Origin of the sequence: Variovorax cryoconiti, from assembly GCF_051216395.1 — a bacterium.
Classification (GTDB): domain Bacteria; phylum Pseudomonadota; class Gammaproteobacteria; order Burkholderiales; family Burkholderiaceae_C; genus Variovorax.
The window spans coordinates 560,821-577,485 of record NZ_JBPJZI010000003.1 but is presented as its reverse complement, the minus strand read 5'-3'; the positions used below and the strand labels follow the sequence as shown (position 1 = coordinate 577,485).

Genomic DNA, 16,665 nt, shown 5'->3' with positions numbered 1-16,665 from the left:
GCATGCTTATGGGTGTTCATCCGGTTGGGCTTCCTGAGTGGATTGGGTGTTTGGCGACTTCCAGTCTCTCAAACCCAATCCGGATGAACACCGGATACAACCTATTGAAGCTTCACAGCTAGTTCGGCACTGCAATCAGCCTTGGCTCCCACAGACCTACCGCCGCGACCGCAGGACCGAAGAAACGGCCAAGAGCACGGCGAATGTGAAGATGGGAACAAGCGGGACCATGTAGCGCACCTGGACACCGTCCCATGAACTTGCATCGAGCACGCCCAACAGTGCCGCACGCGACAACACCATCACCGCAGCCAAGCCGCAGAAGACGAGCACCGGGACATTGACTCGCCGGGTCACCGCCCAATAAAGGATGGCTCCCAGCAATGCCAGCCTGAGCATGACGTTGATGCCCCCATATACCTTGCCGAGCTTGTGTACCCAGTCGGGCGCCATCGGTCGGCCAGTCAACCACGACAAGCCCCGTTCGAACTGCGTCGCAGGTTTGCCATAGATGAGTTCGTCAACTCCCAACGTCGCATGGAGGGCACCCTCCGTCTGGGTCATCACGCCTTCGCGCAGGCGCGAAAGCGGAATATCAGTGGATCTGCCGTCGGTGGTTTTCGCGATCAAGCGCAGATCGGCACCCGCGGTAGACAGGCCGAGGTTGAAGGAATAGGCACCCGGCACGTCGACCCGTTGTGGAGGAGCCAGCACCACCCAATCCGACGGCTCGCCGCCGGCCGGTGCGATGCCCAAGGACGATCCGACAGGCAACACGATCCAGCCCCGAACGCTGACCGAAGGGAGCGGATTCCTGCGCCCGGCGATCTCGATGAATTCGGCCAGTTGCTTCGGTGTCGCATTTTCATCCGGCGGCCGGACCCAGTCAGGATTGGTTTCGAACAGAAGAGCCAGAATGGTCCATGTCGACGACGGCACATGTCCGATCCATTTATGGAGATCAGGATCGACGAGTGAAGGTATCCACGATGGATAAGCCTGCAATTGCCCTTTGTCAAAGGCCACCTGGAGTTCGTCGGCAATCGCGGCGTATTTTTGATCCGCGTACCTTGCGTTTCGATGCCAACCGGCAATGGCCCCTGCGTCACGCAATGCCCAGTAGAACCAGCCGTTTCCGATCTCGCCCTCATGTCCGATAAAACGCGCGGAGTGCGCAGCCAGCATGCGGCCTGACTCGCCCTCGAAGAATCCCTGCAGTTCGCGGAAGGTCGGACTGAACTCGTAGGCGAGTTGACGCGACCTGCGGGACACGGTCACATGCAACGGGCCAGGTCCCGCATCTATCCGGCTCAATGCAGCCATCGCACGAACATAGCCGGGCGCCGCCAATTCATAGCGAGCGGCAAGCCCCCACCGCGCGTAGTTCAGACCGACCAGCATGGCGCCTACCAACAACGTCGCCAGCAGCGGCAAGGCGATCAGGCGCATGCCGAGCGTTGCCCGGCTCAGCGACGGCCACCACTGCCCTCGGCGAACGAAAGAGAGCAGTACCAAGAGACCGATGGGCATCAGGAACAGAGACCCTTCCTTGCGGATGTGGAAGGCCAGTGCGAACGAAATAGCGAAGAGCGCCGTTGCGGCACCCCCTCTTCGACTGGGAGCCGCATCACGCGTAGTCCATATCTCCAGACTAGCGCCCAGCATGAGCGCGACGAGAACGACCAACAGGGTTTCCGACAGCGCGCGGTCGAACAGCACGAGGAGCACAGGGTGAAAGACGCAGAAAACCCAGAACGCGGCACCGAGCCACACCCGTCCGGAAAACCGCGCCAGCGAATAGCCAGCGTAGGCTGTCGATGCGATCCAGGCCAGATCGATGCCGAGTCGGGCCGGGATGCCGAGCAGATTCAGCAGGGCCAGCCACATCGAGTAGATCGGCAGATGAGCAAATGCCATCAGGTTGTAGTCGCCGCCCCACACCATGCGCGCTGCGTTGTGGATGAACCAGTATTCGTCGTAGGGCGCATTGAGGGCCACCACATCGCGGTCGGCAGTCAGCGTGAGCCGAAGGAGGACGAGCGCCATCGCCATACCCACCCACAAGCCCCTCTTCTGGGCGAGTCGTTCTAAAAAGTTGCTGCGCGTCAATTGATTATTTGGCGTCATTGAGATTTCTGATTACCTTCGCCATGTATTTCCATATTATTTCGAAGCGATAAGGCGACCAAAGGGTTTTGAAGGTCGATCACTCGTTGCAACGATCGAATGGAATGACGAGCCGGTGCCCTTCCCAGTCAGTCTTCGGGTGATCGATCTTCATCATCTTCCCGTCTGCCCCAATAATTCCAATGGCAAGCGCGGTCGCTTGTGAAGGAACTTGCGCCGGGCGAACAAGAACGTTGTCCACCCACATTTTTCCGAGCTTCATGCGGCGTACCTTGTTGGCCTGAATATAGTCCGCCTGCCCCAAGATGTCGCCTCCAGGGCCGATGATGTGGACTGCATTGCTCAGCGACGCGGAGACGTCGCCCGTCTTCTTCCAAACCAGTCGCACAATCAAATCCTTCTCGCGACAGGAAATCGAAACGCCGCGCAATTCGAACACCCCGGAGAACCCGGCACCGATGAAATCTGCGTCTCGGATCGAAGTCATCTCTCGCGCCGATCTTTCGCTGGGCGCACCGAAACCCTTCCAGTACGAAAATCCACAAAATGCCATCAAGACGAGCATCGCGGCAACTGCCGCATATCCAGAAGCGTGGGCACGGCGACTGCTCGCCGCAGACTGGCTCGCCGCAGGTCTGCTCCGTACCAAGATTTGGCGTCCAGGTTGCTCCACGCAGACCCAGATCAAATAAGCGCTAACGATCAGCACGCCGAAGAATGCAGCCAGACCAAGAGAATTTTCCAACCAATAAAAGTTGGCGGCATTCTTCAAATAAAAGGTCAGAAAAATATTGTGGATCAGGTAAATAGAAAAACTGATCTCGCCCAGAATGACCAGCATCGGCTTGGCGAGCAATTTTGACACCCAACCGCGCCCGACAGCGAACACGAGGACCAACAGGCCAAACGCAAGGAAAGAGCCGCTGTGCATCACCCATGTCGCGGCCGCCTCACCCATCGTCGCCGCCAAGCTGCGGCTCGCAACACTCGTGTAATAGATCGAGAAAAAGCACAGTGCAATGGCGCCGACTTCCAGCAGTGTGGAAAGACTCCGCGACCAACTCCATGTTCGGCTTCGCCAGAGGCCGGCGACCACGACCCCAAAGATGAATTCAAAGACGCGAGCCACCGGACTGATGTATACCAGTCCGTTCTGGGTGATCTTCATGCCGTCCGCCGTGGCTGGACTTCCATAGTCTGGCAAGCCCAGGCGCTCAACCAGCAATAGCCAGGCCAGAAGCACCGCCGTGGCGCAAAGCAACAGGACACCCGACGCTCTGGGTTGAAACAGTATCAGTAGCGGAAAAACGACATAGAAAAAAACTCTGTTGAGACACTCCAGGCCACACCGTTGTAGGAAAAATAGTATGCGGATACTGGAATCCACCCCTGCAACATTGTCAGATGGGCAATCAGCGTCCCGGGGCTCCAAGAATAGCTCGTAAGGATGGCGCCGATCAGGAAAGCGGCCAAGTAGGCCGGCCAGAGCCGTGCCCAGCGCGCCAAGAAAAATCGGCGAATTTCCGATGCATTATTGAATTTCGGATAGACGTAAGCCAGAATAAATCCCGACAACACGAAGAAGAACGAGACGCCTTGCCCCAGATTCAACGGCGTGCTCTTTACACCCAAAGTTCCGGCAAGATGGTGGAACACCACCATGATGGCGGCGAAAAACCGAAGCGCCGTGAGCTGATCGAGTCTTTTGTTTTTCGTGGCGTCGCTATTCATTTAGAAGCATTTCTCGATCCAGCATAATGAGCAGCCCGGAAACCGCCGGCGGTGATTGGCAGAGAGCCGAAAAATTCGGCACGCCTTCTTTGCGAAGAGCCCCCTGTCTCCAGCAATGGATATCCTGGTTCAGGGAGCGAACTTCGCCTCTCCGCTATAGACGGCGAGCGTTCCGGCCCTCGGCGCCCCTTAGAGGCCACCCGCCTTCGAGTCGCTGTGCGACGCATGCAAGGCATCAAGTTGCCCAGTACGCGCCGCGCTGAGATAGAAAGGCAGCCCCGCCAGACGAGAAAAAGCGCCCAGCGACTGGAAGAGCAGTCCGATCAGCGCGCCATTCCCGATGTTCAGCAGATGCGAGAGAAACAGGTCGAAGCCGGCCGTTCCCAAGCCGAATCCACCGGCGACGCCGAAGATGTTGCTGAAGATCGCCAAGGGGAAAACCACGAACCCCTTGATCCAGTCCACCTGGTCTCCGACAGCGCGGGCGATGCAGAGCAGCGACATGCACCAGAACATGTGATTGAAGACCGACAGGGCCAGCACGGCGGCCACGCTCGAGGGCCTTTCGCGCAACTGATTGAACGCGCCAATCAATTGGCGTATTCGCGCACCCCAGCTTCGCTTCTCGGAAAGCCTCTGCAGCAGCGGGAGGTTGTAGAGCCGCCGCGCGCCCAGAATCCGAAAACCGATTAGCACCCCGAAGCTGGCACCGAAGAGACCGAGCAGCAGCACATTGCGTGCAGGCATGTCGCGAACGACCGACCAGCCGATCAACGACACGACGCTCGCCAGCAGAAACAGTCCCAGCAACCCGAGCACGCGGTCAAACAGCACAGCCATGACTGCACGTGTGCGCATGCCAGGCCCCACATGCTTGACGACATAGCCTGCCTTGACGATATCGCCGCCGTTTGAACTGGGCATGGCCAGATCGAAGAAGGCCCCGACCATCGTCCAGCGCACGGCTTCACGCAGGCCGACCTCCACGCCTTGACTGCGCAGGATGATCTGGAACCGGTAGGACACGATCAGGAAAGGCGGCAGCATCAGCGCCAGTGCCGCCAGCAGCCACGGCCAGGTCTCGCCCAGTTGCCGCAGTGCCTGCGGTTCGATTCGGTTGAAGGCGAAAAGCAGCCCGACCACGATGACGGCGATCGCGGCCTTGAACCACACCGACCCCAACAATTTGCGCAAGCGCCCCGTCTTACCCATGGCTCAGTCCCGCCGCTTCAATTCGAACCACAGATAGGCGAGCAGGCGCTTGCCGGTCGGCCAGATCTTGAAATGGGTTTCACCGTAGCCGCGCGCCAGTTCCTGTGTGGGGAACTCGCAGCGCTTCTGGCGCAGCTTGTAGGAACGAACCACCATCTCGATGTCGATGGAGAGGCCATGGTCCAGCACTTTCATGGCCGTAAACGCGCTTCGGGTCCAGCCCTTGAACCCGTGCAGCACGTCGCGCACCACGTAGCCCTCACGGCACCACACCAGCGCGGCCAGCCAAGCCAAGCCCAGAACAGCCCATTTGCGCGGACGCAGAACGTGCTCGTCTTCCTCGTTCACCGATCCGGCGACCTGGCGGCTGGCCACCACCAGTTGGTTGCCAGCCTCGAAAAGCGGGCGGAACTTCAGCACGTCTTCGACGGGTAGCGTGCCCTTGGCGAAGAACACCACCACGCCGTCACCGGTCGCCATGTCGTTGGCATGCACATAGGCCGCATTCAAGCCGCGCTTGGGCTGGCGATGCACGGGAATTCCCATGGACTCCAGATACTCCACGGTGCCATCGGTACTGCCGCCATCCACGGCAAAGACTTCATCGAACTGGTCCCGCGGCAGGCGAGGCACGTCGGCTTCGCAGCCCTTCAGCTCGTTCCAGACAATCAAGCAAAGAGAGACTTTCAAGCAGCCACCTCTTTCGCTGCCAGCGTTTGCGCAACCTGCAACGCTTCGGCGACCGCAATGTCCGAATTCATGTGCTCCCAACGCCCCCAGCGCCCCATGCCCACAATCCCGTGTCCGGCAGCCCATTCGAGAATGCGCGCCACCGTTGCCGGCTTGCCGAGCGTGTTCACCGGATAGGCGTATTCGTTATGGAAACGCACGCCCGTGGTCGGCTTCGACCGCGAGGCATTCGTTTCGGTCCAGTAGCCCGCTGCATTTTTCGCGAAGTTGGCGCGCAGAAGTACCCGGTGATAGGACACCGACTCGTCGGGCTCGTAGGTCCAGTGGGACGGGCTGTCGAGCGTATCCGGGCAATAGTCGACATCGATCGGCGCATTGCGCAGGCTGCGCACGTCGTCCGCGATCGCCTGGGGGACGGGGGCGCAATCGAGCCAGCAGGTCCAGGGAATCGATGACACGATCGTCTCGGCCTGCCAACGCCCATTCACCACGCGGTTTTCGAGATCCACGCTCTCAAGCGAACAGTTCGTCACGAGCGAATCTCCGAGGGCCTCGCCCATGCGACGCCACACCTCGCCATAGCCGAATTCCTTCGGGTACAGAAAAGTGCCATGTGCCGGCAACGACCCCATCGGCTTGCCTTCGAGGCAGCTCAGCAAGGTTTCGCGAAACGAAACGTCCGGAAGCTTGTAGAGCCAGTAGGTGCCGAGTGCATCCGGGTCCATCGACCAGATCTTGCGGTTGTACGGGAGCATGTACTCCTGAGCGATCCGGTCGCCGAGCTTCCACTCGATCCAGGCGGCGAACGATTCGGGCATCGGTTCACCACGCACGCAGCCGGCTTGGGCAATCGACTCCAGGTAGTCGGCTTGCACCTCGACAGGAAACTGCCAGAGGTTGGCTTCCAGCGGATGGTCGACCTCGATATCTCTCAAGCGGATCTTGGAGACACGATCGAACAACGCCCACTCTTCGCGCGGCATGAAGCGGAAGATGAAGTCCAGCACCTCCTTCCGGCGCACATCGAGAAAGTGGCCGCCACCGATGTCGAGCGGCGCACCGTCGACCTCTTCGGAACGACACAACCCACCGGAGACGGCCTCTTTGTCCAAGACGACGATCTGGTCGCGAGGCACGCCGGCGTCGATCAACGAATGAGCGAGCGTCAAACCGCTGGGCCCTGCGCCCAGCACCACAAATTTCTTTTTAATCATCAATACTCACTTCCACTGAATCGGCATTTTCAGAACAATGCCATGCAATCAACAAACCCCTTCAGCGCATCAATTCTGGGCTGACGGCTTCCTAAAAACCCAAAAACACCTCGCCGCGAACACCACAGAGGCAATCCACAACGCAAAAATCGGCGCAACGTAACGAGGCTCGACCTCCCAAGCAAAACGGTCCAGAACACCGTAAAAGACCAATCGCTGAAAAATTACGCCGACAACAAAGACCATCAAGACAACCGCCTCATTAGGATGCCTCTGCTGCCCGAAAAACGAGTGAAATCCAGCCACGACAAAAGCGGCGCAAACCAACGCGAGACCTGCCCACGGGACGATACGCCAACCACTCCAAGTCAGGATTTTCCTCTGAATTTCCGCGCGAACACCTTGGCTCGACTCGTCACCGGAGAAATCAAATTGATCCACTGCCGCAAGAAGATCACCCGCCTCCGGCGAATTCATCTGATGCACTACATTCACTTGGTTATCGTCGCTCAACAAGACACCGCGACTCGTAAAGTATTTCAAGCGGAAGCTTCTTTGGGTCGCGCCCGCATTTTTCACTTCAAACCCAAGCACATTCACGCCTGTTCCAAACCGGGACGAAAGACTCGAACTGACGTCGGCCCTCGGATGTAGTGCCGCGTCGACCCACGTTATGGCAGACGCATCACTCGACGACTGAACGCCAACTTGCACCCTTGAAGGAATGGTCTCAGCCGACAATGCGGCCACCCACCCTCTCAAGTGAATGTTTCCAATTTTACGCTCGACCGATGTCGTTCGCCTCAACGCGAGCTCATCAAACTCCGCGCTTGCAAATTGCTGGTCGAGCTGACTGGGCATGAAGACGAATACCTTCTTATAGGCGGCGACCATTCCCGACGGCAAATTTTTGATGATCGAGAGCGGTCCTCCTGAAATAAATGGATGCAACACAAAGCGACGACTCAAGTTACCGGCAGCATAGGCGGCCTCCAACTCGGAGTTCACTTTCCCCCAGAACCGATCAAGGCTCTCAAGCGTCCGAGGGTTGGGAAGCACATTGAGCGCAGCGTCGTTGAAAACATGCCAGACCCATCCATTTCCAACCTCTCCAGCGGGCAGCCCAGAATCCCGGCTGGCCGCCATGTACATATTTTTCTCGTCCTCAATGTGTTCCTTCAAGATTGAGAGAGAGGGACTGGCAGCATAAGCCTTGAAGCGAGCCTCCTTACTCACGCTGACTCTCGGCGTATTTTCGCTTCCAACGTCGATCGCCGCCAGATTGCCGAGCAATTTCATGTGCGATGGAAGTTGCGGCAGTGTCTTGACCCACACGCCTTGAACGGCCCGATGAAAAGCCGCCGGTGTTGCACCCAACAAGACAACAAGACCAACGCAAAAAAGAAAACTCCTGCCCACTGCCAATGACTGCGGTCTGGAGAACTTCAATTTTCGCGTCCTCCACACGAGGAACATTGCCAGCCATCCAAGCCACGCGAAGATGATTTCCGACTCGTTTCGCACGACGCCCATGAACCCCAAAACAAGCCCCAGAAAAAGGTATGTTGGAAAGCCGACGATAGCGACACCTTGGATCAGGCGAAAAGAAAGCCCCATACAAAGCAAAACCAAGCATACATACAAGGCATCGCTTAAAGCGTTATCAAAAAGGTGGAGCGATACTGGACTGAAAAACAGGAGAAACATCAGCGCCAGCAAACAATACTTACCAAGAACAGATCCGGCCTCTTTGCACAGAAAAAAACAGCAGTACAGATAAAGCAATTCAATTGCAATTCGCTGAGGCATCCCGACCAACTTAACAGCCAGAAGCCACAATGGATATCCAACCGGAGGACCGAGCTCCGAAATTCCAGTCAGAGCAAATTTGACAAAAACTGCCGAATCATTTGGAAATGCGAGGATTTCATTTTGCGCGACCAACGCCAGCTTCAACAGAACGAAGAGCCAGAGAAAAATCTGGCCTTCAATGCGAGAGAAAAAGCCCTCGCCCGTCGACCTGTCGGGCGACGGATTTTTTTTCCAGTACAACATCGAGCGCTTTATCAAAAAACCACTTAGGAATGCGGATTGATTGGATAGATATTAATCCCGAAGGCGATTCGGCGAGATCAGCATCAAATAGAACGAAAAATTATCATTTAGGACCAAACATGCGCCATAAATCGGCAATATGCGCCTTTCGCGCACCTTGCATCGCCAATCTCTTCCTCCAGAACTTGGGAATACCGAGAATCGAGTCTCGCTTGGCTCGCCATGCAATACGCCCCTGCGAACGAACGGCGAGCATGATGACACTCGCAATATTGAGGACGAAGTGAACCGGAAGAAGTAACCAGAATAGCTTTCCCGGCATGTTCTTGACAAAAACCCAAACCAAATTCCGATGCCCGTGATAAGTTGCGAAATCGCTGTGTTGTCCACCGACAGCCCCGGATCCGACATGGTGGACCACCGCATCGGGCACGTACCAGGCGCGATGCCCGAGCAGTCGCATGCGGAATCCGAGGTCGACATCTTCTGCATAGCAAAAGAAATCTTCGTCGAAGCCTTCGCATTCACGAAACGCGTCCAACCGATACATCGCTGCAGCAGCACATGGGGAGAAGATTTCCCGCGCCGCCAGATCGGATGGCATGCAGCGCTGCCGATAACCCGCGCGGCGAATCCGCCCGCTGATGAAGTACTGGTCGCCAGTGCCGTCCAGCATGCCGTCCACGCCGTCCTGCATTTGCCTTGACCCGAAAGCGGCCACGTCGGGTCTGGCTTGCGCCGCCTCGACCAGAGCCTCGAGCCAGCGAGGCTCCGGGAAGGCGTCGGGGTTGAGCAAGACGACGAAGTCGGTCTCGCAGCATGCCACTGCGCGATTGTTGCCTGCGGCAAAGCCGAGGTTGGTTGGCATCCGCATCAGCGTGACGCCGGGCAGTTCCTCCACGCCCTGCAGCGAGTCGTCCCCGCTGGCATTGTCGACGACGAAGATGCGCTCGGCCAGGACCGTCTGCTCGAGACAGAGCCGCAGGCACTTCATCAGCATGGGCCCGCTGTTCCAGTTGACGATCACGATGCTGACGCTGGGCCTCATGCAGCCTGCCAGATCTGCAAGAGGTCGCTCACGTAGGCGGCGATCGACTTGGGGGGCCTGATGGCGGCGCGCAGGCGACTTCGCCATTCAGAGGCCATCAGGCGGGTCAGCTGGCGCGCCAGCGCCGACGCGTCGCCCGGAACGAAGAGCAGGCCGTCGACACCGTCGCGCACGGCTTCGGACAGGCCGGGAAAGTCGGAAGCCACGACGATCGTTCGCGCCGCGTGCGCCGAATAGATGACCAGCGGCGTGTTCTCGTACCAGAGCGAAGGCACGATCAGGACGTCCAGGTCGGCCATGACATCGGAGATCTCGTCGCTGGCGAAGGTGCCGGCGAATTCAATTCCGGCGATGCCGACGGCGCGTTCACGAAGCGCGTCCACGTAGTCGGGAAATTCCGACGTCTTGCCGTAGATGCGAAGGCTCGCCGTACCGGGTGGGAGCTCACGGAAGGCCTCCACCAGGACGTGTGCGCCCTTGTGGGGCGCCAGCGTACCGATGAAGCCGAGCCGCAGTGGTCCGGCCGCGCCCCCTGGGACGCGGGCCGGCATCGACCGCTCCGGCAGTTGAACGCCGAACGGCGCGTTCACGATCCGGTGAGGCTCCACGCCGTGTTCCACCAGCTTGTCACGCATGAACACGTTCGGGGCCACGATGCTCTCCAGCCGGTTAAGCCGCCCAACGGTCTTGCCAAGGCGCCGCCCGAGGGCCTGGATGTCGTCGATCGCGGGCACGCCGCTCGGCGCCGCGGCGAGCGTCAAACGGACCAGCGCATCGGCCGCGGGGGTGGGAATCAGGCGCGCCATCGCGCGGATGACTCCGGCCTGTGCCGGGTTCTGGGCGAAGTGCTTGACGCAGTTGCCCGCATAGCGGCTGGGGCCGTCGCAAAGCCGACCGTCCGGGTAGCGTAGCTGGGCGGTCGGGCAGATCGTCCAGAAGTCTGTCGGTGTCATGGACTGTCGGACGCCCGCCTTCTCGGCCTCGACGATCAGGCCGGTGCCTAGACGGTTCAGGTGGAAGTAGTGCACCCGCTGCGGCTCGAAGTCGGCCAGCACGGTGGCGAAGTAGCGTGCCGCGAGATGGTTGTCCGACCCCACCTCGATCATCGATGTCTGACCGGCCATCGGCACGTAAGCGTGGTGGAAGCGGTAAACCTCGAAGCCTTCGTGCAGGTAGCGGTCACAGCGGTCGGCCTCCGGCAGATCGTCACGGCCCGGGTGGGCCGTGAAGACGCGGACATCGTCGCCGCGCTTGCGCAGTTCGCGTGCGACGCCCAGCGTCAACACCTCTGTGCCAGCGGTGAATTCCGGAAAGAACTGGTGCACGACCAGAAGGATCTTCACAACGAAGCAGGCCTCATCCCGCGGGGCGGGTCAGACCCCGGCGCATCCAGTCGACGGTGCGTTCGATGCCCGTCCGGATTTCGATGCGCGGGGACCAATTCAGCTCCTGCCGGGCCAATGCATTGGACAGCACGTTGACGGCGACGTCGAAGGAGCGACCTGGCCGGTAGTTCACGTCAATCGGGCGACCCAGGACATCGCCCAACAGCCCGATCAATTCGTTCAGCGTGACGCCGACGCCCGAACTGATGTTGAAGCACAACTTATCGCCTTCGTAGACCAGCGCGCGCGCAAAGGCATCGGCCACGTCGTGCACGTGAACGTAGTCCCGGGTCACGGAGCCGTCACCCCAAATTTCGATCGGCACGCCCGTGATCGCCCTGTGCGCGAACACGCCGATCGCGCCTTGCGCCGTTTCGATGCGCTGGCGCTCTCCGTAGGGGTTCGCGACCCGCAGGATGACCGGTTGGATGCCATGCACATGCTGGTAGATGCGCAGGTACTTCTCGATCGTCAGCTTCGTGATGCCGTACGAAACGAGCGGCTCCGTCGGGTGCAGCTCGTCGATCGGCAGGTAGCGTGGCGTGCCGTAGACCGTCCCGCCGGACGAGATGAAAACGAGGCGCTTCACGCCTTGCCGCACCATGGCCTCGAGCAGTTGCAGCGTTCCGACCACATTGGACTGCACGTCGTAGATCGGATCGTCGTTGGATCCTTTCGGCAGCGTGGTGGAGACCAGGTGCACGACCGCATCGACGCCGATGAGCGCCTCGCTCACGTCGTGCGTGCTGGAAAGATCGCCGCCGATCCACTCCACCCGCTCGGTGGCCGTGAACTGCCGATACGGCACGACGCGAGGGCGCTCGAAGATGCGCAGCGAATGTCCGTCGGCCAGCAACCGGTCGGCGATGGCCGACCCGATGAAACCACCGCCGCCAAATATCAGTATGTTCATCGGTCGAGCATCCGAAGGTGCCGCGCCACAGAACGAGCGCACGGGCTATTACGGCGCATCGTAGAGAGCCAACGTTTCTTGCGCCATCAGCGCGGTGGTTCGAGGGTAGTTCGTCGTGGTGGAGAGCCTGCCCAGTGCATCGGGATCGGCTACAAGACTCGCCAGACGCTGCGCCAAGTCGTCCACGCTGCCGCGCTCGAACGCATAGCCATTCAGACCCGGCTCAAGAAACTCGGTCATTCCCGCAACATCCGACACCAACACCGGCGTGTGCGTGGCAAGCGCATTCAAAAGAACCAGGGGACTGTTCTCGTACCAGCGCGAGGGAATCACCAGCAGATCCATCCCTTGCAAGATGGTCGCCATCTGTTGCGACGGGAAGGTCCCCATGAATGACACGGCATGACCCAGACCGAGCGCCTTGAGCGATTCCATGTAAACCGGATCCTGATCGGCCGGTCCATAGATTTGGAGCTCCGCGGCGTCTGCAGGCAGACGCTGAAATGCCTTGATGAGCAAATCCGTGCCCTTGTGCGGTGCGATCTGTCCGATGAAGCCGATGACAGGGCGGTGGCCCTCAGATCGCACCGGTTTCGGCGCACGATCGATATCGACACCGAACCAGATGTCGGTCATCGGGGTCTTGATGCCATTGGACTCATAGGCCGTCCGCAGGAAACGGGTTGGCGCGACAGCCCTGCGGTAACCACCGTTGTAGAGGCCCGCCAGCGTATCGGGGCGCTTTGCGATGTCCTCGATCAGACCGTCGACCGGCCCCCCTTTGATGCCGGGAAGGCGACGCCCGATATTGGCGAGGCCCGCGATCCATTGCGCAGACCGGGGCGTCGTCCCGCGCCTGATCCACGCAGGGGAATACGGACTGCGCGCTGCGTCCTTGATGTAGCAGGCCACGCAGTTCGTGCGGGTCGGCGACGGGCCGGCGCATAGCTCGCCGTCGGCAGCCTCGAGCTTGTTGTTGAGGCAGAAGCCGAAGAAGTCGGTGAATGTGGCGTAAGTGGGTATGCCCAGTTCTTGCGTCACTTCGAGCAGCGCCGACGTGTGATTGATCAGGTGGGTGACATGGATCACATCCGGATCGATGTCGCGCAGCACGTCTTTCAACACGGGACGCATGTCCGGCTGATAGTAGGTTTCCTTGACGCGCGAATGCGGAATCTTGTTCTTGTCGATCGATACGACAGGGATGCCCTGGTACTCGTAGCGGCTGACCAGGGTTTCCGCAGCAGCCTCCCCCTGGAACACGGCTGAAACAACCACCACCTCATGGCCCGCTGCGCGGTAGTGATGTGCAAGGCCCAACGTGTAGGTTTCCGTGCCGTAGAAATGGGCTGGAAAAAAACAGTGGACAAAGAAAGCAATTTTCACGAACGTTCCTGTGGCACGTTCGCGGTCATCTCGGCGTAGAGCCGGGTGTAATGCGCGATCATGGCCTGAATCGAAAATCGCTCTTCGGCTCGCTTTTGCTGAGCGTTGCCGATTACGCGGCGCTGCTCAGGCGCATCCAGCAAGTCGACCACAATCTTCGCCAGCGCGGCTTCGTCGGCAGGCGGTGCCAGCAAGGCCGGGTTCGCGATGATCTCCCCGATGGCGCCAACGTCGTAGCCAACGACAGGCACCTTCATGCTCATGGCAAAAGGCGCGACCTGGCCAAAGCTTTCTTTCCATATCGGCGCGACGAACACGCTCATGCGGCGGTAGAGATCGGGCAGCGCGTCATAGGGCACATAGCCCGTGAATTCGAAGCGTTCGGCAACGCCGGCCGCTTTGACCGCCGCCTGGAAGGGTTCGAGCAGGCTGCCACCGCCGACGATCAGGACGCGCGTCTGGGGGCGCGACTGGACGACCCGGATGAACGGCAGGATCGCCTCTTCGTTGAGCTTGTCCCGTTCCAGACGATAGACCATGCCCACGCAATCATCGGGCGCATGCTCGTCCGGAGCCCGCGTGAACACGCCAAAGTCAGAGCCCGGATAAACGGTGACATGCCGCGCATCGGACTCGCCAAACACACTGCGCACGTAGTCGCTGACATAGACATAGCGAACGACGGCGTCAGAGCGGTGCGGCTCGATCGGCGTGTTCACGTTCTCGACCACGGGCAGCCCCAGATGCCGTGCGGCTTCGATCACCTTGGCATACCACGGCTCGTCGCAATCGCCCCAGTAGTGCACATGAACGAAATCGGGCCGCGTCCGCTTGAAGTACGCAACCAGCGGCGCGATGTCGACCGGAAGCCGACATTCTTCGACCTCTACGGCTTCGTAAGCCGGGGGGGTCGGATTGAAGCTGGTTAGAACAGTCTGCCGGTACTGCCCCCCCAGGTGCTCGATCAGATCGACCACCAGCCTTGACGAGCCGCCGGTCATGAAGTTGGCGATGGCATGTACGACACGGGGTGCCTCCGCCGGGGGCGCTTGAGGTACTTTGACGCGGTAGGCACTCGGTGCGCTGGCCGCATTGGCAGGTGCCGCAGGTGTCAGTCCAAACAGCCGCTGCAGGCGCGGCACGAACCTGGCATGCCAGCGGCGGGGCAGCAAACCACCACCGATCGTCGCTGCCAGCAGCATCACTTTGCGAACGCCGAATGGATGGAACAACAGCAATTCGCGCAGTCGGAACCAGCGAGTCAGTTTCAGCGTCTGCAATGTCGCAGCGGTATTTTGCAACTCCGTTTTTACTTGCTCGTAGCGCCTCTGCGCCTCTGCAGTCGATTGTTCATGGCGTAACTGCGCGTCTTGCAAAACCTTGCTCAGGTTCTGCAAATGGTCGTCCTTGGCCTTGCCCGATGCGTCCAGCCGCTCGACCTGTTCGGCCAGGCCGTAGGCCGAGAACCGCAATTCGTTCTTCTTCTTCTCCTGCCCCAGGAAGTCGTGGACGACGTCCACTGCGTCGTCGAACATGACGGCCGCGGTGAGTTCAGGCAAAGGTCGCTTCGAGCAGACCGCAATGTAGGCCAGGGGAATCAGCCGGCGGCTCGCTGGCTCCTGCAGGACCTCGAACGAGCCGGGCCCTTGCGTCTCCGTCGATTCGAATGAAACGCTGTTGCGCACGCGTTGCTCCACAATGTGCAAATGTGGGAAATGCGCGCCCAGCAGTTCCTTGAATTCTTCGCGGGTCATCTCCCGCAGGTGATACGGGTTGGCGCCGTACATGCCGGTGATTTCCGGATTGGGCGTGGAGATGACGAACACGCCGTCATCGCGAAGCAGCCGTGCGATTTGTTCGATCGCTCGATGCTGCGTCTGCAGGTTGACGTGCTCGATCATCTCGAAGCAGGTGACGACGTCGAACGAGGCAGAGGGCAACGAGGCACCCAGGTCGTCGCAACAGTGAAACTCGGCGCCCGAATTCGTGTGGGTCGACCTCGCCCAGGCAATCGCCTCGGCATCGATGTCCAGCCCCAGCACGCGTCCACCGGCAATCGCCAGGGCGGCCGAGCCGTATCCGGTGCCACAGCCGAAGTCCAGGACCGCCTTGTCCTGCACAAATCGCTTGGCTAGCGCATAGCGCGGCAGATGCTCGTACTCCGCGATCTTCGACCAGGTCCCGGGGACATAGCGTTCACGCATGAACTCGGTGAAGTTGCTGCCTTCGGCTTGGACGTGAAGCCCGGCGTAGTCGGCCAACGTGCACTCGCCCGAAGCCAGGGAAGGCTCCAGATGTTCACCCCGAACCCGAATGGAATCGAATCCAAGCTTGCCCAGCAGGAACTCGAATGTTTTCTCACGGTAGTACAGCAGGTGCGACGGTGGATGCCGATACGTCCAGCCGGCCGGGTCTTTCTGGGCCTCGTGGGATCCTGCGTTTGGCGTAGTGATGATGACCCGCGTCTTTGGCGTGATCGCCCCGATCGAGAACAGCGAATAAAACAACGCATAGGGGTTCGCCAAATGCTCGATCACATCGAGGATCAGCACCACATCGAACTCGTGCGGAATGAGTTCTCCGATCTGCTCCGTGATGTAAGCGCGCCCACCCAGGCGCTTTTGCGCGATGCCGCGGGCATGCGCGGAGATTTCGGTGCCGAAACACTTCCAGCCCAGGTCGGCGGCGGCCTCCAAATGAGCCCCGTAGCCGCATCCCACATCGAGAATGGACAGGCCGGTATTGCCCGGGTAGTCGTCCTTAAGGATGCGTTGGAGCGCATCGACCGACCAGCGCGTCTGCCGCTCATAGTCCTGGTAGCCACCCGGCTCCCCGCCCTCGAACCATTGCTCGCGGTCGTAGTAGGCCTTGAGCTCCTGCTCATTCGGCATGGGGTGCACATGT

The 16,665-nt window shown here is 59.7% G+C and carries 10 protein-coding genes and 1 pseudogene; all 11 read right to left on the bottom strand.

The genetic code is table 11. The features are described 5' to 3' along the window. Window positions 1-156: 156 nt before the first annotated feature. The 11 genes and pseudogenes from ACSFA2_RS11725 to ACSFA2_RS11675 all read right to left on the bottom strand — a co-directional run bounded on the left by ACSFA2_RS11725 (window position 157) and on the right by ACSFA2_RS11675 (window position 16,652). A complete protein-coding gene (locus ACSFA2_RS11725; protein ID WP_435455493.1) occupies window positions 157-2,127 on the bottom strand; it encodes a hypothetical protein in 1,971 nt (656 codons plus the stop codon). 79 nt (window positions 2,128-2,206) lie between these two features. Then, a pseudogene (locus ACSFA2_RS11720) lies at window positions 2,207-3,789 on the bottom strand (acyltransferase family protein). A 258-nt stretch (window positions 3,790-4,047) separates the two neighbouring features. Then, on the bottom strand, window positions 4,048-5,070 hold the full coding sequence (locus ACSFA2_RS11715; RefSeq protein ID WP_435455492.1) for a lysylphosphatidylglycerol synthase transmembrane domain-containing protein: 1,023 nt from the start codon (window positions 5,068-5,070) through the stop codon (window positions 4,048-4,050). A 3-nt stretch (window positions 5,071-5,073) separates the two neighbouring features. Then, window positions 5,074-5,760: a glycosyltransferase gene (locus tag ACSFA2_RS11710; protein ID WP_435455491.1), complete on the bottom strand. Its 687-nt coding sequence runs from the start codon at window positions 5,758-5,760 to the stop codon at window positions 5,074-5,076. After that, window positions 5,757-6,974 carry a protoporphyrinogen/coproporphyrinogen oxidase gene (locus tag ACSFA2_RS11705; protein ID WP_435455490.1) on the bottom strand — a complete coding sequence of 406 codons (1,218 nt, stop codon included), beginning with the start codon at window positions 6,972-6,974 and terminating at the stop codon, window positions 5,757-5,759. Before ACSFA2_RS11705 ends, ACSFA2_RS11710 begins: the two co-directional genes overlap by 4 nt. A 69-nt stretch (window positions 6,975-7,043) precedes the next feature. Next, window positions 7,044-9,029, bottom strand: a complete 1,986-nt coding sequence (locus tag ACSFA2_RS11700; protein WP_435455489.1) for a hypothetical protein — start codon at window positions 9,027-9,029, stop codon at window positions 7,044-7,046. Window positions 9,030-9,132: 103 nt separating this feature from the next. Further along, a complete protein-coding gene (locus ACSFA2_RS11695) occupies window positions 9,133-10,077 on the bottom strand; it encodes a glycosyltransferase family 2 protein (protein WP_435455488.1) in 945 nt (314 codons plus the stop codon). Then, entirely contained in the window at window positions 10,074-11,420 is a 1,347-nt protein-coding gene (locus ACSFA2_RS11690) for a glycosyltransferase (RefSeq protein ID WP_435455487.1), read from the bottom strand. The genes ACSFA2_RS11695 and ACSFA2_RS11690 overlap by 4 nt, the downstream gene beginning before the upstream one ends. Before the next feature lie 13 nt (window positions 11,421-11,433). Further along, window positions 11,434-12,375 carry an NAD-dependent epimerase/dehydratase family protein gene (locus ACSFA2_RS11685; protein WP_435455486.1) on the bottom strand — a complete coding sequence of 314 codons (942 nt, stop codon included), beginning with the start codon at window positions 12,373-12,375 and terminating at the stop codon, window positions 11,434-11,436. A 48-nt stretch (window positions 12,376-12,423) separates the two neighbouring features. Further along, on the bottom strand, window positions 12,424-13,761 hold the full coding sequence (locus tag ACSFA2_RS11680) for a glycosyltransferase family 4 protein (RefSeq protein WP_435455485.1): 1,338 nt from the start codon (window positions 13,759-13,761) through the stop codon (window positions 12,424-12,426). Continuing rightward, complete coding sequence (locus ACSFA2_RS11675; RefSeq protein WP_435455484.1) at window positions 13,758-16,652, bottom strand: methyltransferase domain-containing protein; 2,895 nt, start codon at window positions 16,650-16,652, stop codon at window positions 13,758-13,760. Before ACSFA2_RS11675 ends, ACSFA2_RS11680 begins: the two co-directional genes overlap by 4 nt. Between the last annotated feature and the right edge of the window lie 13 nt (window positions 16,653-16,665).